The following is a 24615-nucleotide window of genomic DNA, read 5'->3' on the forward strand; positions in this document are numbered from 1 at the left end:
TCCCGAGGGGGGCCAGAATGCAGAAGCTGAAGAAGGCGTTGGGTGTACTCACGCTCGCGGCGGCCATGGGCTGCGGCGACGGTGGCGAAGGTCGTATCGTCGGGTTCGTGGTGGATGGCCAGAGCGGCCAGCGCATGAACTTCTTCCAGGCGAGCGACGGCAAGAACAACCTCGATGACGACGACGCCTCCAAGTCCCAGGTGTACGCCGTCATCCGCGGCGAGTTCCACCGCGCGAAGCCCTGCGGCAAGGGCGACCTGTCCGAAGAGAACAGCATCGAAGCGGACGGCTGCTACCAGATTGATGGCATTCCGCTGGGCGAGGAGTTCCCCATCTTCGCGCAGGCCCCGGGCTACGAGCGCTTCATGGGCCGCTACACCATGCAGACGTGGGACGAGGACGTGAAGCAGGAGAGCGCGCAGGAGGTCGTCAACCTGCGCATGTTCCCCACGGGCTTCGCGGTGGACTATCGCTTCCTCGTCAACCTCAATGGCCGCGCGGTGCCGGACGTGAAGGTGAACTGTCAGTACCGCATCGACCAGACCAACACGCTGCAGACGGCGGGCAGCTTCCTGGCGCCGGAGGCGACGGGCAGCACCACGGTGAGCGGCACCTCGGACGCCAACGGCATCGCGGTGATTCCGGGCGCGCAGCTCGTCAACGGCGCCCCGTACCACTGCGAGGCGGTGCTGGGCAGCGCGGTGGACGGGCGCGTGCTGTCGGGCCAGACGGACATCGTCGCCGGCATGAGCCAGCCGGAGCAGGCGATGTCCGTCGCCAACCCCGGCGCGACGGACGCCGTCCTCTACGCGCTGTACTCCAACGCGGATGACCCGGACGCACTGCTGGGCAACGACGGCAAGCTGGTGGTGACGTTCAACCGGCCGGTGGAGCTGGCACCGAGCACGGCGGACTGCCGGGTCGCCCAGCTGTTCACCTCGGACATCGACGCGGACGGCAACATGGGCCGCTTCGTGACGGACCAGGCGAACAACGGCGCCTCGGAGACGGTGACGGCCGACGTGTCCGCGGACGGCCTGACGCTGACGGTGGGCTACAAGACGCCGGAGACGCCGCTCGACGCGGGCGACCGCAACACGCTGGTGCGCTTCAGCGGCATCATCGTCCGCCCGCGCGGCACCGCGGACACCATCAACGTGCGCTACATCGGCGCGCTGGGCACCTGCGCCGAGGCCAACGTGTACGGTAATGCGCAGCAGCTCCGCAGCGTCCGCTCGGGAGCCCAGTCGAGCAGCATCCGGCTGTTCTAGTCCTCACCGGCACACGTGAGTGACATCGCGGGGCGCGGGGCCTGGAAGGGCCTTCCGCGCCCCGCGCGTTTTGGCGTCGGACACCATGCGCATGATGCCCCGCATGCACAGACTTCGTGCTGGGGGATGACAATTTTCATCCCGGAGGGGGACATCATGGAATCCAATACACGCGCCAGTGCGCTGGCCCCCGGTCAGGTCATCGTCTCGCTGAACTTCGATGACTGTGTGGCCAGCCAGCTTCAGGCCGCGGCCATGCTCGAGGCGCGGGGCATGCGCGGCACCTTCTACATCATCAGCGGCAGGCTGGGCACGTCGGGCCGCCTCACGCTCGGTCAGCTACGCGCCCTCCGGGACGCCGGGCACGAGATTGGCGGCCATACGCTGACCCACCCGCACCTCACGTCGCTCTCGGTGGACGACCAGCGGAAGGAAATCTGCAATGACCGGGTGGCGCTGCTCAACGCCGGCTTCCGGGTGACGTCCTTCGCGTACCCGTTCGGCGACAAGAACTCCACCACGCGGCAGATTGTCATTGATTGCAACTACAACTCGGCTCGGGAGAGCGGCGGGCTGCGCTCGCCCGGAGGCAGCACCAGCAATCCCTATGCGGAGTCGGTGCCCGCCGCGGACGTGTATGCCATTCGCACGCACGGCTCGGTGCAGGACACCACCTCGCTCGACACGCTCAAGGCGTGGGTGACCAACGCGGAGAGCTCGGGAGGCGGCTGGGTGCCCATCGTCTTCCACCACATCTGCGGCCCGTGCGACCCGCCGCAGCAGTACTCCATCTCTCCGGCCAACCTGACGGCCTTCCTGGACTGGCTGGCCCCGCGCGTCTCGCGCGGCACCACCGTGGCGTTGATGGACACCGTGGTCGGCGGCTCGCTGAAGCCGCCCGTGCCCTGGCCGCCCTCGCAGCTCTTCAAGAACCCGTCGCTGGAGACGGACAGCAACGGCGACGGCACGCCGGACTGCTGGCAGCGAGGAGGCTTCGGCACCAACACGTATACGTGGACGCGGACCTCGGACGCGCACAGCGGGAGCTGGGCACAGCAGGTGCGCATCACCAGCTACACCAGCGGCGACCGCAAGCTCATCAGCCTGCAGGACAGCGGCACGTGCTCGCCCGCGGCCGCCACCGGCCACCGCTACCGCATCTCCGCCTGGTACAAGTCCACCGTGCAGGTGCGCTTCAAGGCATACATCCGCGACAGCTCGGGCGTCTGGGATTACTGGAGCCAGGGCCCCCTGCTGCCGGCCGTCAGCAGCTACACCCGCGCCGAGTGGACGACGGCGGGAGCCCCCAGCTCGGCCCGCCGGCTGAGCCTCGGCATGTCCATCGACAGGGTGGGCTCGCTCTACGTGGATGACCTCTCGCTCACCGACATCGACGCGACGACGACGGCCCGGGAAGGCTACCGGCGCCTCGAGCAGGTGGAGGAAGTCGAAGCCACGATGTCGCCCTGAGCCCGCGGACGCTCAGGCACCCGCCGGGGGCGCGGCCAGCCGCTGGGCCAGCGCCTCCGCGTCCGTGAGGGGCCGCTCGCAGACGAAGCCCCGGCAGAGGTACGCCGCGCCCTTCCCGCCCACGGGCTCGCGGCCCTCGAAGATTTCCCTCAGCAGGGCCGGCACCGGCGCGCCCGCCTCCTTCCAGCCGAAGGAGAACGTGGGCGCGTAGACGTGATTCGCGGAGGCCACCAGCGGCGCCACCGCCTCGCGCGTCCCGGAGAAGGTGACGCCCGCCGCGCCGTCCAGCAGCGCGTCCGCCGCGAGCCCCAGGTAGCCGTAGCCCATGGCGTTCTTCACCAGCCCGTCGCGCATCCGCGCCACGTACTTCTCCGGCAGCTCCAGGTGCTGCTTGTCCCCGGTGAGCGCCGCCAACTCCACCTGAGCCTCCGTCAGCGTGGACGCGCCCGAGGGGAAGGCGTTGTCGAAGAGGCCATACGTCGCCACCACCAGGTCCTTCTGCCCGCGCGGCGCGGTGAGGTACGCCGCCTTCTCCGCGTCCCAGAAGAGCTCCACCGCGCGCCGCACCAGCGAGTCCGCCGCCGCCAGGTACTTCACGTCGTAAGTCGCCTGGTAGAGCGCGGTGAGCCCCGAGGCGAAGTCCCCGTAGTCCTCCAGGAAGCCATCGATGCGCGCCTGCCCGTCCTGGTACGAGCGCGCCAGCCGCGTCCCATCCCACAGCTTCGCGAGCACGAAGTCCGCCGCGGCCGCCGCCCGCCGAGCCCAGTCCGGCCGCTCGAAGACGCGCGAGGCGAGCGCCAGCCCGCGAATCATCAGCCCGTTCCAGCCCGCCAGAATCTTGTCGTCCCGCCCCGGCTTCACCCGCCGCTCGCGCGCGTCGAAGAGGAACTGTCTCGCCGCGGCCAGCTCCCGCTCCACCTGCTCCGGCGACATGCCGCACTGGTGCGCCAGCTCCACCGCGGGGACGACGACTTCCAGCACAGTGGTGCCGTGCTCGAAGTTGCCCGAGGGCGTGACGCGGAAGTGGCGCAGCACCAGCTCGGCCTGGGACTCCGGCAGCGCGGCCTGAATCTGCTCCGGGCGCCAGACGAAGAACTTCCCCTCCTCGCCCTCGCTGTCCGCGTCCTGGGCCGCGTAGAAGGCGCCGCCCGCGTCCGTCATCTCGCGACGGACGTACTCCACCGTCTCCTCCACCACCTTGCGCCACAGCGGCCGGGGCTCCACCTGCTGCGCCTGCGCGTAGAGGTGCAGGAGCTGCGCGTTGTCGTAGAGCATCTTCTCGAAGTGGGGCACCAGCCACCGCTCGTCCACCGAGTACCGGTGGAAGCCTCCGCCGAGCTGGTCGTAGATGCCGCCCAGCGCCATGCGCTCCAGCGTGCGGAACACGCCGTCCCTCATCGCCTCCCCGCCGCCGCGCCGCCACGCACGCAGCATCAGCGCGAGGTTCATCGGGTTGGGGAACTTGGGCGCGCCGCCGAAGCCGCCGTACACCGGGTCCACCTGCTGGGACATGTACCGGCCCATGGCCACCACGTCCCCGGCGGACACCGCGCCAGGGGCCGCGTCCAGGCCGTAGGCGGCCAGCTCGCCCAGGCCCTCCTCGAAGGCGCGGGCCTGCTTCTGGATGTCGTCCTGCTTGTTCATCCACGCGTCGTGCAGCGCGGCCAGGAGCCGGGGGAAGCCGGGGCGGCCGTACCTGTCCTCCGGCGGGAAGTAGGTGCCGCCGTAGAAGGGCTTCAAGTCCGGCGTGAGGAACACCGTGAGCGGCCAGCCCCCGCCCTGCCCCATGAGCTGCACGACGCCTTGATAAATCTGGTCCAGGTCCGGCCGCTCCTCGCGGTCCACCTTGATGTTGATGAAGCCCTCGTTCATCCGCCGGGCGATGTCCGGCGACTCGAAGGACTCGTGCGCCATGACGTGGCACCAGTGGCAGGCGGAGTAGCCCACCGACAGCAGGATGGGCTTGTTCTCCGCCTTCGCCCGCGCGAGCGCCTCTTCGCCCCAGGGGTACCAGTCCACCGGGTTGTGGGCGTGCTGGCGCAGGTAGGGCGAGGGCTCCTGGCCCAGCCGGTTGGTGGGGCCAGAGGGCGGGGTATGCGCGGCCATGGGGACTCCTGGGTGGGGGCCTTCCTCCGAGATAGGGACCGCCCGCAGTGCGAGCAAGCAGAAAGGTCACCACAGGCCTCTGGCCAACGGGCGCCTGGTGCGCTTTGTCCAAAGGCGTGAGCCCGCCGCCCCCCTCACCCGCTCCCTCCCCTCCCGCCGGCCCGGGCATGAAGGCGTGCCTCGCCGTGCTCGCGGTGGGCATGGTGGCGCGGCTCGTGCTCGCGCTGGGGACGGACGTCTACTTCGACACGGCGTACTACTGGCAATGGGCGCGGCACCTCGCGTGGGGGTACTACGACCATCCGCCCATGGTGGCGTGGCTCATCGCCGTGCTCGGCGTGCACGCCACGGCGCTCGTGTGCGGCTTGGGCACGGTGGCCGCGGTGTGGGGCCTGGCGCGGGACGTGTACGGCAGCCGAGAGGCGGCGTGGCGCGCGGCGGCGCTGTGGAGCGTGGTGCCCGCGGGCGTGGTGGCGGGCGTGTGGGCGACGCCGGACTCTCCGCTGCTCCTCTTCTGGACGCTGGCGTTGTGGGCCCTGTGGCGCGAGCGCTGGGTATTGGCGGGGCTGGCCTGTGGGCTGGCGCTGCTGTCGAAGTACCCGGCGGTGTTGCTGGGTCTCGCCTTCCTGCTGGCAGCGGCGCGAGCGCGGCGGCTGCCCTGGGGCGCGTGGCTCACCGGCGCGCTGGCGGTGCTGTGCTTCGTGCCGGTGGTGTTGTGGAACGCGCGGCACGAGTGGGTGGGCTTCCTCTTCCAGTTCCACCACGGCCTGAGTGGCGGGCGCGGCGGATGGGACACCCTCGGGCAGTACCTCGCGGGGCAGCTCGCGCTGGGCGGGCCGGTGCTGTTCCCCCTCACGCTGGTGTACGCGGTGCGCGGCCCGCGCGAGCAGTTCCTGCTGCGCATGGCGGCGGTGGTACCGCTGCTCTTCTTCGGCTACGCGGCGGCGCGCACACCGGGCGAGGCCAACTGGCCGGCGGCGGCGTACGTCGCGGCGTGCGTAGGCGTGGCCGGTATGCGCCCCGTGTGGCAGCGGGCCGCCGCCGTCTCCGCCATCGCCGTGGTGCTGGTGGTGGGCTCGCACGTGTTCTTCCCGGTGGTGGCGGTGCGCGCGCAGCGGGACACGGTGCTGTGGCGCACGCACGGGTGGACGGTGCTGCGCGAGCTGGCGACGCCTGAGAAGCTCTTCCCAGGGCTGGACGCGCGCAACGTGGCCGCCATCTACGCGCCGGACTATCAGCTCGCGTCGCAGGTGGCGTACCAGACGGGCCGCGTCACGGACACCGCGCCTCCGGCGAGATTCAGTCAGTACGACCTATGGCCAGAAGTGCCACTGGCTCCCGGACAGGAGGTGCTCTGGGTCATGGAGGAGGGAGGCCCCGGGCCGCCGGAGAAGCTGACGGACCGGTTCACCGCGATGAGCGACGCGGTTCCCCTCGTCAGCGAGTTCCGCGGCCGGCGGCTGCACAAGTTCTGGGTGTGGCGGTTGTGGGGAGTGAAGCATTGACGCGGTCCTCCGGAGGGCGGAACCTCGAGGCTCCGGGAGGGTGACGGGCATGAGGAGGCTCGACAACGTGCTGCGTGCCCGGCTGGGGCGCCTGGAGCCGCTGCTCGGCGCGCGGGCATCGCTCGCGCCGGACCGGGCCTGCGCGCCCACGCCGTGCGAGCTGGCGGAGCGGGTGACGGCGGGTCAGGGTGATGAAGCCCAGATGCGGGCCTTCGTCGAGGGACTCTGTGCCATCGTCGAGGCGCTGGCGGCGGACTTCCCGAGCAACGTCTTCTGGGACCTCGACTACCCGGTCCGATGTCTCTGGGATGCTGGGGCACCGAGTGACATGGAGGCCTTCGCGCGGCGGGTGGTGGCGCTGTGCCACGGCTTCGGCGTCCGCTCTCCGCTGCGCTTCCGCTACGCGCACGACTTCGTCTTCGGCTACGACTGGGCACGCTGGGTGATGCGCGAGCCGGAGCAGCGCGCCGCCGTCCGTCCCTTCGATGCAGCCTTCTTCGACTACCTCGAAGGCCGGCGGCAGGAACTGCTCGCGCTCGTCGCGCACGATGATGCGAAGTACTCGCGGTTGAAGGGCGCGGAGTTCCGCAACCCGTTCGGCTTCTCGCGCGAGCCCGACGAGGAGACGCGGCTTCACCAGGCGCTCGCGCGCGAGGACCTCATCCCGGTGAAGGCGTGGCGGCTGGATGGGGACCCGCGATGGCACCTGCCCTTCGCCGACCTGCGCACGGAGGTGGCGCACCGACTGCGCCTGTCGCGGGGCACTGCCTCATGACGAGCCTGCGTGTCTGACTTTAGGCCTCGCGGCTATCGTCGTAGCCGAGGACTAGCGCGTCGGCAGCTCTCGGAACGTGATGCCGTCCAGCTCCAGGCGGCGCACGGCATCCATGAAGCGCTCCGTGCCGATGACCATCGTTGCGAAGTTGCCGACCCGAAACACGTCCAGTTCCGGAGGCAGAGAGGCCGCATCCAGAATGGGTTCATCCGGCCGCCCAAAGCCCTTTCGGCCACAGGTCGGGCACGGTGGAGGCTCGTCCGGGGGAATACAGTCAGGATGGAGTCGGCCGCGCGGCTCGATTTGAAGCTCCAGCAGCTCCGGCGGGTTCTTCTGGCGGAATCGCAGCTCCGTGCGGCAGCCCAGCAGCCCGCGCAGGCCTTCCGTCTGGAGGGACTCCAGCGCGTCACGGCGCACGAGCCACAGGATGTTCCCCTGGGACGTGAATGCGCCGAACTTCCCGGATGCAGTCCCCACCAGAGGGCCGAAGTTCGTGCCGGGAGGTAACGCGGCATCTGGCGGCGCTAGAGGGCGCACCAGCTCCCGCAGACGCGCGAACTCGCGGAACGGCTCGGGTCGGGCCTTCTCGAACTCGCGGCGCTCAGGCAACTGCGACAGGTCCACGGCGGGGTAATGATGCGCTGGGCTCGCCCACGTGGCACCGCACGTGTGGCAATGCGCTCCGGGAAGCCCCCATCGGTGAGCAGCGTTGTAGCTGGCCGTTACCGCTTCATCCTCGCGCAGCCAAAAGAACCGACTCATCTGCCGGAAGACCTCACGCTCCAGGGCGGGAATAGTAGGGCTGAATGGGGCCACCGACGAGTTCGAATCGGTGAATCAGCTCGCCCGCGTGCTGGAAAATCTGGGTTGGAGATGCATTGGGATACCGCTCCGCGAAGTCGCGCCACGCTTTGTTCCATGCGCCTCCGCGTCCATCACCATCGTGAATCCGTCTGTGAAGTTCGCGAGGGATGGGCATGGTGTAGTTGTGGATCTTGACGCCCTGGCGCTCGAACCACCGAGCAAGGTCTTCGGCCCGGGGAAAGATGTGATGCTTTTCCCAGCGACCGGGCGTGAGCTGACGTGAAGGCGGGATGACCTGTTGCGGAGCACCGCCCCAGTCGGGAAACACCATGACGGAGCCCTTGGGCAGGTTCTGCGCGGCCCCCCAATTCAGCTGAGGCCCCATGCCCGGTGCTGCCGCAGCGGCGGGAGGACGTGTTGGCGGAAAGCGAGCTGGCTCGGCTTCACCAGGCAAGCTCCCGCACGGATAGAAGCCGCAGGCGCCTCCCAGACAGAGCAGGGAAACGCACTGGTCCTCCTCGGCCGTTTGGCACTCCACTTCCGCCTCTTCCCATGCCTGCTGCATGGGGGGCCTGGTGACGGTGGTGCAGCCCAGCCAGGACACGGCAACCAACGAAAGCCACAAGGCATGCAATATCCGCATAGCCAGGAAAACCCATCATTGCCGCGCTGGCCTATATAAGTAAGTGCGTCATCGCGCGCAGCGTTCGCGCACTCCAGCGGCATGCGAAGCTCGCCCACGCGCTCCGTCAGCGCCGTGACGTGGCGCCGCTCTTCCTCCGGCCGCGAGCAGCCAGTCGCGCCGGCTCGACAACTCCGGCACGCATCTGCAACGCCTCCGCCTCGCGAGCCTCCGCCGCCATCAGACGCGAGCGTAGCGCGCACGACTCTTCAAAGAAGGCATCCCCGGTCCACGGCCCCCAGAGCTACTCCCCCTTCGCCGCCTTGTCCTCGCGCCACCACTGCGTCATGCGCTCGTGGACCTCGGCCTCGTAGCCTTCCTTGCTCGGGCGGTAGAAGACGGAGCGTTCCAGCGGCGGAGGCAGGTACGTCTGCCCCGGCGCGTAGTGGTTCGGGAAGTTCCACGGGGGCTGGTAGCCCTTGCCGTGGCCCAGGTCCTTCATCAGCTCCGTGGGCGCGTTGCGGAGGCTCAACGGCGGCGCGGCGTTGGGGTGCTGCTCCAGCGCCTCCATCGCGGCGTTCATCGCCTGGTAGGCGCGGTTGCTCTTCTTCGCCGTGGCCAACGTCACCACCGCGTGCGCGACGAAGAGCCGGCCCTCCGGCATGCCCACGGAATGGAACCCCTCCTCGCACGCCCGGACGATGGTGATGGCCTCGGGCATCGCCATGCCCACGTCCTCCACGGCAATCACCTTCAGCCGGCGCCACAGCGACACCACGTCGCCCGTCTGGAGCAGCTTCGCCGCCCAGAAGATGGCCCCCTGCGCGTTGGAGCCCCGGCACGACTTCTGGAGCGCGCTGAGCAAATCGAAGTGCTCGTCCCCGTCCTTGTCGTGGCGCGACAGGCTGGTGCCCACGGCCTCGCGCGCCGTCTCCACGGTGATTTCCGCGCCGTCGGACGTGAGGTTCGCCGCCAGCTCCAGCGCGCCGAGCGCCTTGCGCACGTCACCCGCGCCGCCCTTCGCCAACAGCGTCAGCGCCTCCTCGCTCACCGTCAGCTTCCGCGTGCCGAGCCCGCGCTTCTCGTCCGCGAGCGCACGGGTGAGCGCGCGCTGGAGGTCCGCCAGCGTGAGCTCCTTGAGCTGGAAGACACGGCACCGGCTGATGAGCGCGGGCCGCACCTCGAAGCTGACGTTCTCCGTGGTGGCGCCGAGCAGGACGAGCAGCCCGCTCTCCACGTGGGGCAGCGCCTGCTCCTGGACATTCTTCGCCCAGCGGTGGATTTCGTCGACGAAGAGCACCGTGCGCCGCGAGTAGCGGTTGCGCTGGAGCTCCGCCTCGGCCACCACCTCGCGGATGCGGGGGATGCCGTCGGACACTGCGGAGAGGATGACGAACTCCGCGTCCACGCTCGACGCCAGCATCTTCGCGAGCGTCGTCTTGCCCACGCCCGGCGGCCCCCAGAAGAGGGACGACACAATCGACTTCCGCTCCATGAGCTGGCGCAGCGGCGCACCCGGGCCGAGCAGGTGGGCCTGCCCGATGAACTCATCGGGCGTGCGCGGGCGCATCCGCTCCGCGAGCGGTGCGAAGCGGTTCATGTCGACGGAGGCGGAGAAGAGGTCGGGACCTGCGCTCATCGCTCCGGAGGCTCCACCGTGCGGGCCCCCCGGTCAACCTTCGGACTCCACCTCTCCGAGGAGCACCTGCCCCTGGGTCAGGTCGGTCAGCGCAGTGCGGAACGCGTCCACGCGGGTCACGGGCAGTTCGAAGCGATAGCCCACCGTCGCCCCGTACTCCTCGGACACCACCGTGGCCTCGTACTCGGGCAGCAGCCTGCGCACACCGTCGATGCTCGCGTACTCCAGCTCGACGGAGAGTCGGACCTTGCGCACACGCTCGGTGGTGGGAAGGCTCTCCAGCGCCTGCTGCACGCAGCCCGTGTAGGCGCGCACCAGCCCGCCCTTCCCGAGCAACGTGCCGCCGAAGAAGCGCGTGACGACCACGGCCACATCACCGACTCCGCCGTGCAGCAGCGCGGTGAGCATGGGCCGGCCCGCGGTGCCGTGGGGCTCGCCGTCGTCGCTCATGCCCACCTGCGCCGTCGAGCCGGGAGGCCCCACGACGTACGCCCAGCAGTTGTGGTTCGCGTCGGGGAACTCCTCACGCACCCGGGCGATGAAGGCCTTCGCCTCTTCCACCGTCGGTGCGGGAGCGGCAGTGGTGATGAAACGGCTTCGCTGAATGTCCTGCTCCACCCGGTGGAGCCCCGCCGGAATGGGGTAGCGCTTCTCGTCCATGGATGCGTGTCCGCACTCTCGCACATCCCCATCGTGCGCCAACGCCCTACCAGACTGTCGCAGTAGACTGACGCCATGCTCTTCGGACGGAAAGCGCCCAGGACTCGCTCCGAGCTCATCGCCGAGGCGGACCTCGCGCGCTCCAAGGGCCGGCTCAAGAAGGCCATCGAGGGCTATCGCAAGGCGCTGGAGCTCGAGCCCAAGGACCCCGTCGTCCACGGCAAGCTGGCACCGCTCCTGGCCCGGGCCAACCAGCCCGAGGCCGCGCTTCAGAGCTTCCAAACCGCGGCCCAGGGGCATCTGGAGAAGGGGTTCGCGGACAAGGCCATCGCCGTCTACGCGCAGGCCGCGGACACGCTTCCCCACCGCGTGGACCTCTGGCGGCAGTTGTCCCAGCTCCATCTCTCCAAGGGAGTCCGCGCCGAGGCCGTCCGCGCGTTGATTCGCGGACGGTTCCACTTCAACCGCCGGAATGAGCGGCGCGAGGCCATCACCCTCCTGCAGGAAGCGCTGACGCTCGACCCCGACCTGTTCGAGCCCAAGCTGGACCTGGCCCTGCTGCTCGCGCGCCAGGGCCAACGCTCCGAGGCACTGGCGTTGCTCGAACCGCTGGCCAGCGGACCTCAGGGGCCCGGGGCCGCGCGGCTCCACTGGACGCTCCTGCGAATCTCTCCGGGCCTGGGGACCGGGTGGCGCTGGCTGCGCTCCGTGATGACGCGGCGCTGACGTCCCGGCTACCCGCGGCCACGCGCCCGGTACAGGTCGTCGTAGAGACTCAGGAACAGGTGCCCGCCCAGGAGGAGGCCCTGCTCGATTTCCTCCGCGGTGTGCGCGTCCGCGTCGTAGGGCCCGTCGAGCTGCCGGTAGAAGCCGTCCGCATGCTCCTCGTCGAGCGTCGCGTGCGTGGGGTAGTGCACCACCTGCGAGGCCTCCAGCCAGCCGCGCGAGACGATGCCGCGTCCCAGCTCCAGGGAGATGCCGCTGAACAGGTCCTCGATGACGCCGAACACCGCGAGCCCCGTGAGCGTCGAGTCGAACGACGCCACCCCCGTCAGCGCGGCGTTGAACGCACGGACCTCCGGCCAGGGCGCGCGGCCCACGCGAGCCCCATCCACGCCGAGCCGCTCCAGCAACAGCCGGAACGTGCGCTCATGGCCGTGCGCCAGGTGGCCGCGCCCGTGCTCGTCGAAGACGTTCTCCACCAAAGGCAGCCGCTGCTCCGGCCGGGGCAGCCGGCTCGCGAGGATGGCCATGGGCCGCGAGAAGTGCGCGACGGCGGCGAAGAACTGGACCTGTGTCTCCACGAAGTCCGCGCGCTCGAAGGAGCCGTCCCGCAGCGAGCGCAGGTAGGGCGCGTCCAGGGCGTTCCACTCCGCCTTCAGCCCGGCGATGCGCTGGCGCAGCTTCAGATTTCGGACGAGGGAAGGTGCACCCATGCTGGCGCCTCTATCGGAAAGGAGAGGTCGAGTGAATAGACGGTACACACCGAGTCGGGAGGGAGCCCCGCGCCGCGCAACCAGCCGACGTGGTCCTCCAACCGCTCGTCGATGCTGAAGCAGGCCAGCGCGTCCGTACCCCGCGCCACCCATTCCTCACCACACGTGCGCAGATAGGACGCCCAGCCGTGCAGCCAGGCGCTCGGCGGAGCGGCGAGGTGGACCAGCGGCCAGGGGCTCCGGGTCGACAGCCGCTGCAGGTCCTTCGCACCCGCCGTGCTGCACCAGCCCGCTCCTTCCAGCCTCCGCCCGGGGGCCGGCCCCAGGCAGAGCCCGTCTCCCAATGGACGCGCGGGCCCTCCCCGGGGTTCCAGCGCCGCGAGCTTCGAAGGAGGAACGAAGTAGAGCGCGAGCCGGCTCGCCGGCCGTCCCATCCGCAGCGGGTTCCACCCTCGCGCGGTGCGCATCACATCACCGCGCGCGCCACGCATCGCCGCGCCATAGAGGAACCGCGTGCGGCGCAGCGCGGGGATGCGGAACAGATACAGGAGCCCCTCGAGGATGAGCCGCCGCGACAGCCCCGTGCCGCGCGCGTGCGGAGCCAGCTTGAGGTCGCAGATGTAGAGCGCGTCCAGCGCGCGCTCACCGCGATGGACCTTCCGGGCCACACCTGTCACCGAGCCCAGCAGCTCGTCACCGCGCAGGGCGAGCAGGAAGTACGCCTCCCCCATGGACGAGAAGAACGGGTGGTACTCCGGCCCGTGGTCGATGAAGAAGTGGTCCGCCCCGTCGGCGAGCGGATAGAGGATGCCCTGCTCCAACTGGCGCAGGCGCTCGACATAGGGCGCGAGCGAGTCCGGCCGCGCCACGACGAAGCGCACGTCCTTCATGTGCCCGGGGCCTTGCGGAAGCCGACCTCGATGCGCTCGTAGAAGAGGCTGCGGTCCCTGGCGAGCAACTGTGCTCCGAGCGCGTCGTCGAACGCGAAGGCCGGCTCGAAGAAGCGCCGGAGGTTGCGCTGGTTGTTGAGCTGCCGGAGGAGCACCGCACAGCCCGGCCGCGCCTCACGGGCGAGCAGCCCCGCCCAGCTCGCGACGAGCGCGTCGTCCGACCAGTCGAAGATGTTGGAGAGCGAGATGACGTCGAAGCGCCCCAGCCCGGGCACGTCCGGCAGCGAGCCCTCCACCAGCGTGAGCGGCACGGGCCGGTCCGAACGCAGGTATTCCGGCGCGTCCTCCACGCGGTAGAGGCCCAGCAGCACGTGCTGGAGGAACGGGTTGCGCGGGGCGTCCTCGCGGCGCAGGCCCCGCTCGAAGACGGACTGGAAGTAGCCGGGGTACGAGCCGGGCTTCGCGTGCTGCGTCGCCGCCGGACCGAACATGGCGTGGAGGAACGGCACCGCGAGCGCGAGCTCGAACGCCACGGGCCAGTACGGCGAAGCGAACCAGCGGGCGAGCATCGCTTGCCGATCCGCGCCAGGCGTGGCCGGCTCGAAGAAGGCGGCCAGCTCCCGCGCGGGCGCGACGAATTCCTCGATGAAGTGACGGAGCGTGCGGAAGAGGCCCTCGAACTCGCCGCGCTGGTTCAGGCCCGCGGGGTCCGCGCTGCCCATATTGAAGCGCACCCACGGAACGGTGCCGAGCGCGCCCGCCTTCTCCCGCACGTGCGCGAGCTGGCGCGGGTTGAAGTCGAAGCCGACCAACTCCAACCCGGGGTGGCGACGAGCGAGCGTGAGGAGGGTGCAGCCACCGGAGGCCACCGTGAGCACGGCCCGGGCCTTCGTGCGTTCGATGAGCGCCAGCTCCAGCTCGGGGTCTTCACGAACGACAGCGAACTTCAGTCTGTACGGCGACGGCGTTGGGCTCACGAGCGGTATGAATGGCAGGAGGTGCAATCGACGGCTGCATCAACTGTATGGCATCTTCGAACCCACCGGACCAGCTCATGCCGTTGCCGACAGAAGCCCTCACATCCACCCAGTTGCGTGCACTGGAACAGGTCGACGCGCGGCACATTCCCCGGCTGCTGCTCTTCCTCGCGCTCTACGTCGTCGCGGCGGTGCTGTCCGTCCAGCTCGCGGGAGAGAACCCTGCTCTCGCATGGCCCCTACGTGCGGTGCTGTACGTCCTCGCCGCGGCGTCATTGCATGGCATCAGCCTGTTCACCCATGAGGCGGTGCACGGCAGCCTGTCCCGGCGGAGGTGGCTCAACCGGCTCGGAGGCATGCTGTGCGCGCTGCCCGTGCTGCAGAACTTCGCGGCGTACAAGGTGCTCCACCTGCGGCACCACGTGGACCTCGGCGGCGGGAAGGACCCGGACCACTACGGCAACTACACCGGGCGCCGCTGGCTGGAGATGGCGATGCACATGGGACGGCTGCTGCTCGGCTACCCCGCCTACATCACCATGATTCCCATCCTGGGCTGGCGGCACGGCACGTCCTCCGACCGCCGGTGGATTGAGCTGGAGGTGGCGCTGCTCGCGGTGTCCGCCGCGCTCGCCGTGGCCTTCGTACCCGGGGCGGTGCTGCTCCACGCGTGGGTGATTCCCATGGTGGTCATCAACACGCTGGTGAACATCCGGGGCATGAGCCAGCACACGTTCCTCCCGGAGAGCAACCATCCGGTCCGCGGCTCGCGCACCATCCTGTCCAACCCGGTGACGCGCTTCTTCATGTGCAACGAGAACTACCACCTCGAGCACCACCTGTACCCGCGCGTGCCCTGGTACAACCTCCCCGAGCTGCACCGCGCGCTGCGCGCGGAATTGCTGGCCCAGAGGGCTCCCTTCATCCCGTCCTACTTCTCGTTCGTGCGCGGCGTCGTCACCGGCTCGCTCGTGCGCGCGGCGCCGAGCGGCACGCCGGATGCCTGAGCGGCCGTACCTGCACGAGGTGCTGCTCGCCTCGTTTGGCGCGGTGCTCTCGCTGGCGCTCGTGCTGGTCGCGGGCTTCGGCTCGCCCGTCACCTCACAGGTGCTGGGGGCGACGGTGCTGTTCGTGGCCAGCGTGGCGCTGCTCGCGCGGCTGGACGGCGCTGCCCATGCGATGGGCGTGCGCCTCGCCGATGCCGCGGGCACCACGTCCGGCGTGCAGCGGGCACGCATCGCGGACAACACGTTCCGCGTATGGCAGGGGTGGCTCCTCTCCCATTCGTTCCGCATGCGGCTGCTGCTCGCGTATGCGGCGACGTTCTTCTTCTACGCGTCGGTGAAGCACACGGTGCCCGCGCTCGGGCTGCCTTCGTACGACGCGGTGCTGCTCGCCTGGGACGAGCGCCTGTTCGGCGTCACGCCGGCGGTGTGGCTCCAGCGCTGGAGCCGACCGTGGGTGAATGACGTGTTCAGCGCGAGCTACCTCGCCTTCCACGCGTACCTGCACCTGGCGATGGCGTGGGCCGTCATCGGGCCTCGCGCGCGGGCGGAGCGTTTCTTCGTGCACGTCTTCTCCGCGTACGTGCCGGGCATCGCGGGCTACTACCTCGTGCCGGGACTCGGACCGGCGGTGGCGTGGCCCGCGCTGTTCACCATCCCCATCGAGGGCGGGTGGCTCACCTCGCTGAACGCGGCCGTGGTGGCGGGCGGCTCTTCCGCCTACGACATCTTTCCGAGCCTGCACACGTACATCACGCTCGTGTTGCTGGAGCATGACCGGCTCGCGCATCCGCGGCGCTTCAAGGTCCTGATACCGGTTGCGCTCGCCATCGTGTCGTCCACGTTGGTGCTGCGCTACCACTACGCCGTGGACGTGCTCGCGGGCGTGCTGTGGTTCGCCTTCTTCCGCGCCGTGTACCCGCGCATCCGCGAGCGCCGGAACCGTGTTGCTCCTGTCACACCGGTGTCCATGCAACCCCCTTCCCTTCCATAGCGCCCCTGATTCGTCGGAAGCTCCGGGCTCCTCACGGGAGGTACACCATGTTCAAGGGTCAGGACCTGCAGTACGTGCTGGACTGGATTGCCGTTCGGGAACTGGTTGCGGAGTACGGGCAGGCCATCGACTTCGGCAAGGACACCGGAGACTGGAATCGCTGGGTGAATTGTTTCACGCCCCAGTTGATAGCGGACTACACCCGGCTCTTCGGCGGCGAGCCCATCACCCTGGCCCGCGAAGAGATGGGCAAGCTGGGGAGCGATGCCCTCGCCCCGTACACCCGCGTCCAGCACGCCACGGCCAACACGGTGCGGACGCACTTCAAGAGCGCCACCGAGGCCCAGGTGATGGCCTACGCCGACGTCGCTCACTTCTTCTCACTGAACGGCGTGCCCCAGGAGTGGACGCTCGTCATCCGCTACACGCACGACGTGGAGAAGACCGCCGAGGGCTGGAGGATTCGCAAGGTGCTGCTGGACCCCATCCACCATCGCGGCAATCTGCTGGGCGCGGAGTTCGTCAAGGGGAAGCGACTCGTCTGACCTCGTCGGGTCCGGCGTCTCGCGCTGCCAGGCTCCTGCGCAACGCGCCTGGCAGCGTGAGCGCCACCACGAGCGTGGCCAGCGCGCCTCCGGCTCCGGCGACCATCAGCGTCACTGGAGCCGAGGTGGCATCCAGCAGCAGGCCGCCGCCGAGATAGGACACCGCGGCGGCCACGCCAATCGCGCCGTAGAAATTGCCGAAGACGCGGCCAAGCATTCCCGGCGGCACCACGCGCTGAAGCAGCGTGTTGCAGGCCACGTCCATCGCGGCGATGCCGAGCCCTCGCACCGTCTGCATCGCGAGCGCGGCGGAGACGGCCCAGGCCAGGCCCGTGAGCAGGTTGCCCACGCTGCTCACGGCGAAGCCGAGGACGAGCAGCAGCGGCATCGACGCGCGAGCACCGTAGCGCGCCAGCACCCCGTAGCCGCACACCAACCCGACGCCGACCGCGCCCAGCAGGAGCCCTACCGCCGAGTCCCCCGCGTGGAAGGTGTCCTTCGCCAGCACCACCAGCGCCACGTCATCGACGCCGTTGAACGCGACGACGGCGCAGAAGCCCAACGCGATGACGCGGACGGCGGGAGCGCTCCAGATGTAGCCGAGGCCCAGCCTCGCCTGTCGCAAGAGCGACGGCGCTGGGCCGTGGTCCCCACTCGGGGCCGGAGGCAGTGAAGGCACCGGGAGCAGCATCAGCGCGGAGAGAAAGAACGACACTGCGTCGATGAGGAGCACGCCCCGGATGTCCACGAGTGGCAACAGCGCCGCGGCCACCAAGGGCCCCAGCGCTTCAGCGGCGTTGGTGCCGAAGCCGAGGGTGGAGTTCGCCACCTCCAGCTCGCGCTCCTTCACCAGCGCCGGCACGGCGGAACGGGACGCGGGCTGGAAGACATGTCCGGCCACCGCGCGCAGTCCCACCAGGGCCAGCAGCACGGGCAGCGGCGGGAGGAAGAGCGCGAGCGTCAGCAGGAGCACGCCCTGGATGAGCTCGCAGGCAACCATCACCCGCTTGAGGTCGAACCGGTCGCTGATGGCTCCGGTGAGGGGTCCCAGCAGCGCGGGAGCGAAGTCTCCAACGAGGAGCAGCAGCGACACCGCGAGCGCCTGCCCGGTGGTTCCGGCGACATGGAGCATCAGCGCCACGAGGCTGAGCGAGTCTCCCGTGAAGGAGACGACTCGCGCGGTCCACAGCGAGCGGAAGGCCCGGTTGCGCAGCAGCAGGCGTGAGGCTCGAGGCTCGGCTCCCTCCTCCTCGACCGAAGCCGTCATGCGCGCCTCCTCGGGTTCACTACGAGAATGGCGCGCACCGTAGACGAGCGAGCGGAGCCACTCCAGCGCCTGCCATCGCGATGCGCCGGCACTCTCGGGCAGACGTCCCTCGACCGCCCAGGTGGGCTTTCCCCTGCGCCGCCACACCATGAGCCCGATGGCGGGCCCCACGGTGGCGAACCGCGCGACATTGGACTGGACTCCCTCCCGCGCGCTCCGTATCCAGGTTACAGGATGGAACGACTGCATCCGCCTTGTGAGACCGCGATGTCCGAGCTGAAGACAGCGATGGAGCCGGCAGCCCGGCAGCGCTTCCCGGCCGCAGCCCGGCTGGAGCGCCACCGGCACGTAACGGGGTACACCGCCGTCATCATCGCTGGCGGATATGTCGAAGCGGGCGACTCCGGCCGCTTCCGGCTGCGCGAGGGCACCGTGGTCTTCCACCGCGCCTTCGAGGCGCATGCGAACCACTTCGACACCACCGGGGCCGTCGTCCTCAACCTGCCGCTGTCCTCCTCTGCGCCGGAGCTGTCCGCGGGGCGGCTTCGCGACGTGGACGCCGTGGTGAGGCTGGCCGAGAAGAACCCGGCGGCGGCGGCGGACCTCGTCGCCTCGACACTGGTGGCACCTGTCGTCGGCCCCGGGGACTGGCCGGACCTGCTCGCGGCGGCGCTGCGCGACAATCCCGCACTGGGGCTGACGGCCTGGGCGGAGGCGATGGGCCTCGCGGTGGAGACGGTGACTCGCGGCTTCAAGCGCGCCTATGGCGTCTCGCCCAAGCGCTACCGGGCCGAGGTGCGCGCGCTCCAGGCCTGGCGGCGGTTGCCCCGCTCGACGTCACCGCTCGCGCAGGTGGCCCTGGAGCTGGGCTTCAGCGACCAGGCGCACATGACTCGCGAGGTGCTCGCTCTCACAGGCTGGACGCCCGCGGCCCTCCGGCGTGCGTCCCCTCCCAAAGGTCAACTGGATTCAAGAGCAGCTCGCCGCTAGCGACTACACCCGGAGGTCATGAACCGACGCGACCTCCTCTCCGCCCTGCTCACCCTTCCCCTCGCCGCCTCGGTGGGCTGTACCTCACGTGGCACGCGAGCCCCGGCGGCCACCCCTCGCACCCGCTGGAAGGCCGGCGGCTGCGAGGGAATGGACGCGCTCTGCTTCCTCAATCCCCTGACCGGGGACTCCTTCTACACGCGCTTCTACGCCGACGAGCTGGCGCGCTTCCTCCCTCGCTTCGCCCCCGAGGCCGTCCGCACGCTCCAGCAGCTCAAGGAGTCCTCGGCGAAGCAGAACCGGATGATGGGCCCGTTCCTATGCGTGGTGTTCTCCGCCGGGCCGACGGAGACGCTCTCGGACCTGCGCAGTTCGCTCGCCAGCGCCGAGACGCAGCTGCTGCCCGGCTTCCGTGCCAGCCCCTACTGGGAGCAGGAGGCGTGGGACTGGCTTCTCGCGTCCCGTCCCGCGCTGGCCCACGTGCTCGAAGCGCTGGAGACGGCCGGCTTCCCCGCGTTCCGCCGGGAGGTACTCGGAGACCGCGTGGAGCAGCGCGCGGCGGCGTTGCTCCAGCGGCTGGCCGGCGTGGACGTCATCGCCGAGCAGGAGCGGCTGGTGGGCCGCCGACTCGAGCAGGACATCACCATCGACCTGCTGCACTTCTCCCAGCCGCACGGCATCAAGGTCATCGGCCAGCGCTTCCTTTCGCACCAGACGTACCCGAACGAGGTGGTCATCCGGATTGCAGCCCACGAAATCCTGCACCCGCCCTTCGACTCGGAGCATCCCTCCACCCGCGCGGCGATGGACGTGCTGGGCCGGGACACGTTGCTCGCCCGCATCATCGCGGAGCACAACCCAAGCTTCGGGTACACCACGCTCAAGGGCCTCTTCGACGAGGACACCGTCGAGGCGCTGGAACAGCTCATCAACGAGCGGCTCGGTGTCGCCGTTCCGGCACGCGAGCGCTGGCGCAAGGCCGATGACGGCATGCACGTGCTGGCCGCCGGGCTCTACGGGCTCCTCAAGGCCGACGGCTACGAGCGCACCGGCGGAACCATCCAGGAGTGGCTGGGCCGTGCCGCGCGGGAAGGACGCCTGGCGCCCGAGTCACTGCACGCGTCCGCGGCCTCCGTGCTGGAGCTGCCAGCCGACCGACTCTGGACGCGAGACGGCGCATTGCGTCAGTGAGCATCTCGCGAGGGCTGGCGGCATAATGGGACCTCTTGGGTACGCTCACCCTCAGCGCTTCCCCGCTCCTCTGGGAGCAGTTCCTCGCCGGTGCGCTCGACCGCGAGGCAGGTGCTCGCTCGGAGCTGCATCCCATCCTGACGCGCTGGCAGCGCTCGCGCATGCTGGGCGCGCCGAGCACGGGCCTGCCGGATGAAGGCCCCAGCGTCGGACATCAGGCCCTCGTCGAGCGGCGCGCGCGGCTGGAGCCGGTGTGGCACGAGCTCGGGGGAATGATGGAGGTGCTCGCGGCGGCGCCTCTTCCCTCGGGACGTGTGGCGCTGCTCGCGGACCGGGACGGCGTCATCCTCGCCACGCGCACGTCGGGCGGGGACTTCAGGGACCATGCGGACGCGGTGCGCCTCATCGAGGGCGCGCGCTGGGATGAGATGTCTCGGGGCACCAATGCCATCGGCACCGCGCTGACGGAGGCCTCCTCCGTGGCCGTGGTCGGACCCGCGCACTATGCGCAGCGGCACCATGGGCTCGTCTGCTACGCGGCCCCGGTGCATGACCCCTTCGGGGAGCTGGTGTGCGTGCTGGACGTCACGGGGCCGGCCACCGCGGCGGACCCGCTCGTGCTGGTGGCGGTGGTGAGCATGGCGTACGCGGCCGAGGCCCGCCTGCGCGAGGTGGCCTGGGCGCGCGTGGCGGCGGCCGCGCGTGGTGGGCTCGAGGCACGGCTGGCTCGCGAGGATGGGCCGGTGCTCATCGTCGAGGCACCGGGGCGTGTGCGCCATGCGAACGGCGCGGCACGTACGCTGCTCGGTGAGGAATTGGCCACGAGCACGAATGGAGTGCTCGGGCTGTCGTGGCAGGAGTTGAAGGTGGCGGCGCTGCGCGGTGAATCGCTGGAGGTACGGCCCTCCGAGCGGGGCACGCAATGGCGGGTCCATGCGGAGGCGGTGGGCGAGAGCGGCGGTGGCGCGACGCTCGCGGTGCTCGTGAGGCTGGAGCCGCTCGTGTCGCGGACGCGGCCGGTGGAGGCACCGATGGTCGCGGCAACTCCCGCGAGCGATTCGAGAACCGCGGCGGCAAGCGGAACGCGCGCCGCCGTGCTCCCGGAAAGCGGACCCTGGGCCGCTCTCAAGGGGAGTGACCCGCACCTCTGCGCCACGCTGCGCGAGGCGGCACGCTTCGCTCCGACGCCGCTTCCGGTGCTGTTGCTATCGGAGACGGGGACCGGGAAGGAACTGCTCGCGCGGGCCCTGCACTCCGCGAGCACGGTAGCCTCGGGCCCCTTCGTGGCCGTCAACTGTGGAGCGCTGTCTCCCTCGTTGCTGGAGAGCGAGCTGTTCGGTCACGCGCCGGGCGCCTTCACGGGCGCACGCTCGGGAGGCGCGGACGGCAAGCTCGCGGCGGCGGACGGCGGCACGCTGTTCCTCGATGAGCTCGCGGAGATGCCTCCGGCGCTCCAGGTGTTGCTGCTGCGCGTGCTGGAGGACGGGAGCTATTCGCGCGTCGGTGAGTCGCGCGTGCGGCACTCGCGCTTTCGGCTCATCGGAGCCACGTGCCGGGACCTCGATGCGGCGGTGCGTGCCGGCACGTTCCGCTCCGACCTGTACTACCGCCTCCAGGGAGCCATGCTGCGGCTGCCTCCGCTGAGGGAGCGCTCGGACGTCGGAGAGCTGGCACAGGCGATTCTGGATGGACTGGCGGAGGCCTCGGGCCAGGTGCGGCCCACGCTGTCCCCCGCCGCGCTCGCGCGCCTTTCCGCGCATCGATGGCCCGGCAACGTGCGCGAGTTGAAGACGGTGCTGCGACTCGCGCTCGTGAGGGCCGCAGGTGCGCCGGTGCTCGACGTGGATGCGCTGCCGCCCGACCTGGGAAAGGGGCCGATGCCCGCCGCGTCTGGAGTTGCTTCCACGCCCCCTCCCATGGAGCCCGTGGCAGCCGCGCCCGCGAGGACCGACGACGGCGCTCCACGTGCGCTGCGCGAGCTGGAAGCCCACGCCATCCAGGAAGCGCTCGCACGCAGCGGCGGCAACGTGGCGCAGGCCGCGCGCCGGCTGGGCATTGCCCGCAGCACGCTGTACCGGATGGTGGAGCGCTTCGGCCTCACGCTGCCGCCCCGCTCGTGAGGCGCGGTACCTCGGCACCGCGTTCGCATTGTCCACCGTGACGCGCCGGGCCACGGGACGCTTGTGTCGCGCCGTGCTCCACCTGTGTCCGCGACAGTGTCGCAGAGCGGGACACGACGCGCCGCGACGTCGGTGCATGCGCTGCTGGCACGCGTGCTGCTCTGGGACGGCGGCGTCCCAACCCGCAGCCCACGTGAAGGAGTGCGTCAATGCTCTACGCCGCCCCGAATCAGCCCGGCTCGAAGGTGAAGTTCAAGGCCCGCTATCAGAACTTCATCGGCGGTCGCTGGGTCGAACCCGCCCGTGGCCAGTACTTCCAGAACATCAGCCCCGTCACCGGCCAGCCCTTCTGTGAAGTCGCCCGCTCCACCTCCGAGGACATCGACAAGGCGCTCGACGCCGCCCATGCCGCGCGCCTCTCGTGGGGCCGCACGTCTCCCACCGTCCGCGCCAACATCCTCAACAAGATTGCGGACCGCATGGAGCAGAACCTGGAGATGCTCGCGGTGGCGGAGACGTGGGACAACGGCAAGCCCGTGCGCGAGACGCTCGCCGCGGACCTGCCGCTGGCCATCGACCACTTCCGCTACTTCGCCGGCTGCATCCGCGCGCAGGAGGGCTCCGCGGGCGAGCTCGACGCCGACACCGTCGCCTACCACTTCCACGAGCCGCTCGGCGTGGTGGCGCAAATCATCCCCTGGAACTTCCCCATCCTGATGGCGGCGTGGAAGCTCGCCCCGGCGCTGGCGGCGGGCAACTGCGTGGTGCTCAAGCCCGCGGAGCAGACGCCCGTCGGCATCCTCGTCCTCACCGAGCTCATCCAGGACCTCCTCCCGGAAGGCGTGCTCAACGTCGTCAATGGCTTCGGCATCGAGGCCGGCAAGCCCCTGGCCAGCAGCAACCGCGTGGCGAAGGTGGCCTTCACCGGTGAGACGACCACCGGCCGCCTCATCCTCCAGTACGCCAGTGAGAACCTCATCCCGGTGACGCTGGAGCTGGGCGGCAAGAGCCCGAACATCTTCTTCGACGACGTCATGGCCCACGACGACGACTTCTTCGACAAGGCGCTCGAGGGCTTCGCCATGTTCGCCCTCAACCAGGGCGAGGTGTGCACCTGCCCGTCGCGCGGTCTCATCAGCGAGCGCATCTACGGCCAGTTCATCGAGCGCGCCCTGGAGCGCGTCAAGCGCGTGAAGCCGGGCAACCCGCTCGACACCGAGACGATGCTCGGCGCGCAGGCGTCCAGCGACCAGCTCGAGAAGATTCTCGGCTACATCGACATCGGCAAGAAGGAGGGCGCCAAGGTCCTCACCGGCGGCGAGCGCGCGCACCTGCCCGGTGACTTGAAGGACGGCTACTACGTGACGCCCACCGTCTTCCAGGGCCACAACAAGATGCGCATCTTCCAGGAGGAGATCTTCGGGCCCGTGGTGAGCGTCACGACGTTCAAGGACTTCGACGACGCCATGCGCATCGCCAACGAGACGCTGTACGGCCTGGGCGCCGGCGTGTGGACGCGTGACATCAACCAGGCCTACCGCGCCGGGCGCACCATCGAGGCCGGCCGCGTGTGGACCAACTGCTACCACCTCTACCCGGCGCACGCGGCCTTCGGCGGCTACAAGCAGTCCGGCATCGGGCGTGAGAACCACAAGAAGATGCTGGACCACTACCAGCAGACGAAGAACCTGCTCGTCAGCTACAGCCCCAAGGCCCTGGGCTTCTTCTAATGGTGGAACGGGTCGCGGTGACGCCCGAGGCCGCCGCCGTCATCCGCCAACTGCGCGAAGCGCATGGGCCGCTGATGTTCCACCAGTCCGGTGGCTGCTGCGACGGCAGCGCGCCCATGTGCTACCCGCAGCGCGAGTTCCGCATCGGCCAGCGGGACGTCTTCCTGGGCGAGGTGGAGGGCTGCCCCGTCTACATCGGCGGCGCGCAATTCGAGTACTGGCAGCACACGCACCTCACCATCGACGTGGTGCCGGGGCGCGGCGCGGGCTTCAGCCTGGAGTCTCCGCTGGGCGTGCGCTTCCTCACCCGCAGCCGCGTCTTCACCGATGAGGAGTACGAGCAGATGAAGCACGCCCCGCCACCGAGGCGGGGACCGCCGGAGTAGTCACCGCCGGCACCGGGACGTCAGCGCGCCCGCTTCTCTCCCCCCAGCGCGCTGGCGTCCCGGAAGTCTTCACTCTCGCTGGAGCGAAAAGCAGATATTGAATTACTGCTGCAATGGGGTGGGCTGACGGAACCACGCGGGCATGCGGGCCCTGGTCAGGTCCTCCCTCGACTCCCGAAGAGGAGCAGGCAGGATGCGCGAGCGGTCTGCTTCCCCCGAAGCGGGCCGCTTCA

22 protein-coding genes are annotated in these 24615 nt (G+C 69.9%); 13 read left to right on the forward strand and 9 right to left on the reverse strand.

Translation table 11 applies throughout. From position 1 onward, the window contains the following. Window positions 1-17 precede the first annotated feature (17 nt). Both ACVTJA_RS41825 and ACVTJA_RS41830 read left to right on the forward strand, forming a co-directional pair. Window positions 18-1271 (forward strand): hypothetical protein, encoded by a 1254-nt coding sequence (locus ACVTJA_RS41825; protein WP_465829052.1) that lies wholly within the window; start codon window positions 18-20, stop codon window positions 1269-1271. A 156-nt stretch (window positions 1272-1427) separates the two neighbouring features. Continuing rightward, entirely contained in the window at window positions 1428-2741 is a 1314-nt protein-coding gene (locus ACVTJA_RS41830) for a polysaccharide deacetylase family protein (protein ID WP_465829053.1), read from the forward strand. Window positions 2742-2753: 12 nt separating this feature from the next. Here the strand turns inward: ACVTJA_RS41830 and ACVTJA_RS41835 are convergent, their stop codons facing one another. Further along, a complete protein-coding gene (locus ACVTJA_RS41835; RefSeq protein ID WP_465829054.1) occupies window positions 2754-4847 on the reverse strand; it encodes a thioredoxin domain-containing protein in 2094 nt (697 codons plus the stop codon). Between the two features lie 167 nt (window positions 4848-5014). Between ACVTJA_RS41835 and ACVTJA_RS41840 the strand changes: the two genes are divergently transcribed. Both ACVTJA_RS41840 and ACVTJA_RS41845 read left to right on the forward strand, forming a co-directional pair. Beyond that, window positions 5015-6352: an ArnT family glycosyltransferase gene (locus ACVTJA_RS41840; protein WP_465829056.1), complete on the forward strand. Its 1338-nt coding sequence runs from the start codon at window positions 5015-5017 to the stop codon at window positions 6350-6352. A gap of 49 nt (window positions 6353-6401) precedes the next feature. Next, entirely contained in the window at window positions 6402-7127 is a 726-nt protein-coding gene (locus ACVTJA_RS41845; protein WP_465829058.1) for a ferrochelatase, read from the forward strand. Between the two features lie 51 nt (window positions 7128-7178). Here the strand turns inward: ACVTJA_RS41845 and sitI6 are convergent, their stop codons facing one another. The 4 genes from sitI6 to ACVTJA_RS41865 all read right to left on the reverse strand — a co-directional run bounded on the left by sitI6 (window position 7179) and on the right by ACVTJA_RS41865 (window position 10852). Further along, window positions 7179-7889, reverse strand: a complete 711-nt coding sequence (gene sitI6, locus ACVTJA_RS41850; RefSeq protein ID WP_465829060.1) for a SitI6 family double-CXXCG motif immunity protein — start codon at window positions 7887-7889, stop codon at window positions 7179-7181. A 13-nt stretch (window positions 7890-7902) separates the two neighbouring features. Continuing rightward, the gene (gene sitA6 / locus ACVTJA_RS41855; protein ID WP_465829061.1) at window positions 7903-8574 is read right to left on the reverse strand and encodes a SitA6 family polymorphic toxin lipoprotein; all 672 of its coding nucleotides are present in this window, start codon (window positions 8572-8574) and stop codon (window positions 7903-7905) included. A 283-nt stretch (window positions 8575-8857) separates the two neighbouring features. Next, entirely contained in the window at window positions 8858-10192 is a 1335-nt protein-coding gene (locus tag ACVTJA_RS41860) for a replication-associated recombination protein A (RefSeq protein ID WP_465829063.1), read from the reverse strand. 33 nt (window positions 10193-10225) lie between these two features. Beyond that, a complete protein-coding gene (locus ACVTJA_RS41865; protein WP_465829065.1) occupies window positions 10226-10852 on the reverse strand; it encodes a YigZ family protein in 627 nt (208 codons plus the stop codon). 75 nt (window positions 10853-10927) lie between these two features. On the opposite strand from ACVTJA_RS41865, the gene ACVTJA_RS41870 reads away from it, so the two are divergent. Then, on the forward strand, window positions 10928-11578 hold the full coding sequence (locus ACVTJA_RS41870; protein WP_465829066.1) for a tetratricopeptide repeat protein: 651 nt from the start codon (window positions 10928-10930) through the stop codon (window positions 11576-11578). A gap of 8 nt (window positions 11579-11586) precedes the next feature. On the opposite strand, the gene ACVTJA_RS41875 is transcribed toward ACVTJA_RS41870, so the two are convergent. The 3 genes from ACVTJA_RS41875 to ACVTJA_RS41885 are packed head-to-tail and all read right to left on the reverse strand — an operon-like array spanning window position 11587 to window position 14155. Further along, window positions 11587-12288: a TenA family transcriptional regulator gene (locus ACVTJA_RS41875; RefSeq protein WP_465829067.1), complete on the reverse strand. Its 702-nt coding sequence runs from the start codon at window positions 12286-12288 to the stop codon at window positions 11587-11589. Beyond that, a complete protein-coding gene (locus ACVTJA_RS41880) occupies window positions 12258-13178 on the reverse strand; it encodes a GNAT family N-acetyltransferase (protein ID WP_465829068.1) in 921 nt (306 codons plus the stop codon). The genes ACVTJA_RS41875 and ACVTJA_RS41880 overlap by 31 nt, the downstream gene beginning before the upstream one ends. Next, window positions 13175-14155, reverse strand: coding sequence for a DUF3419 family protein (locus ACVTJA_RS41885; protein ID WP_465829070.1), 981 nt, complete (start codon window positions 14153-14155; stop codon window positions 13175-13177). The genes ACVTJA_RS41880 and ACVTJA_RS41885 overlap by 4 nt, the downstream gene beginning before the upstream one ends. Before the next feature lie 77 nt (window positions 14156-14232). On the opposite strand from ACVTJA_RS41885, the gene ACVTJA_RS41890 reads away from it, so the two are divergent. Genes ACVTJA_RS41890 through ACVTJA_RS41900 form a run of 3 tightly spaced genes read left to right on the forward strand, consistent with a single transcriptional unit; the run spans window position 14233 to window position 16698 of the window. Next, the gene (locus ACVTJA_RS41890; protein ID WP_465829072.1) at window positions 14233-15162 is read left to right on the forward strand and encodes a fatty acid desaturase family protein; all 930 of its coding nucleotides are present in this window, start codon (window positions 14233-14235) and stop codon (window positions 15160-15162) included. Further along, window positions 15155-16153 (forward strand): phosphatase PAP2 family protein, encoded by a 999-nt coding sequence (locus tag ACVTJA_RS41895; protein ID WP_465829074.1) that lies wholly within the window; start codon window positions 15155-15157, stop codon window positions 16151-16153. Before ACVTJA_RS41890 ends, ACVTJA_RS41895 begins: the two co-directional genes overlap by 8 nt. Before the next feature lie 47 nt (window positions 16154-16200). Continuing rightward, window positions 16201-16698, forward strand: a complete 498-nt coding sequence (locus ACVTJA_RS41900) for a nuclear transport factor 2 family protein (protein ID WP_465829076.1) — start codon at window positions 16201-16203, stop codon at window positions 16696-16698. On the opposite strand, the gene ACVTJA_RS41905 is transcribed toward ACVTJA_RS41900, so the two are convergent. Then, a complete protein-coding gene (locus ACVTJA_RS41905; RefSeq protein WP_465829077.1) occupies window positions 16676-17965 on the reverse strand; it encodes an MFS transporter in 1290 nt (429 codons plus the stop codon). The genes ACVTJA_RS41900 and ACVTJA_RS41905 overlap by 23 nt on opposite strands. A gap of 267 nt (window positions 17966-18232) precedes the next feature. On the opposite strand from ACVTJA_RS41905, the gene ACVTJA_RS41910 reads away from it, so the two are divergent. From ACVTJA_RS41910 to ACVTJA_RS41930, 5 genes are all read left to right on the forward strand, one after another. After that, window positions 18233-18955 carry a helix-turn-helix domain-containing protein gene (locus tag ACVTJA_RS41910; protein ID WP_465829079.1) on the forward strand — a complete coding sequence of 241 codons (723 nt, stop codon included), beginning with the start codon at window positions 18233-18235 and terminating at the stop codon, window positions 18953-18955. Window positions 18956-18973: 18 nt separating this feature from the next. Then, window positions 18974-20146: a hypothetical protein gene (locus ACVTJA_RS41915; RefSeq protein WP_465829080.1), complete on the forward strand. Its 1173-nt coding sequence runs from the start codon at window positions 18974-18976 to the stop codon at window positions 20144-20146. Between the two features lie 35 nt (window positions 20147-20181). Beyond that, on the forward strand, window positions 20182-22266 hold the full coding sequence (locus ACVTJA_RS41920) for a sigma-54-dependent Fis family transcriptional regulator (protein ID WP_465829082.1): 2085 nt from the start codon (window positions 20182-20184) through the stop codon (window positions 22264-22266). Between the two features lie 209 nt (window positions 22267-22475). Then, a complete protein-coding gene (gene adh / locus ACVTJA_RS41925; protein WP_465829084.1) occupies window positions 22476-23996 on the forward strand; it encodes an aldehyde dehydrogenase in 1521 nt (506 codons plus the stop codon). Next, window positions 23996-24382 carry a DUF779 domain-containing protein gene (locus ACVTJA_RS41930; protein ID WP_465829086.1) on the forward strand — a complete coding sequence of 129 codons (387 nt, stop codon included), beginning with the start codon at window positions 23996-23998 and terminating at the stop codon, window positions 24380-24382. The genes adh and ACVTJA_RS41930 overlap by 1 nt, the downstream gene beginning before the upstream one ends. Window positions 24383-24615: the final 233 nt, after the last annotated feature.

This window comes from Pyxidicoccus sp. M6, from assembly GCF_055568925.1.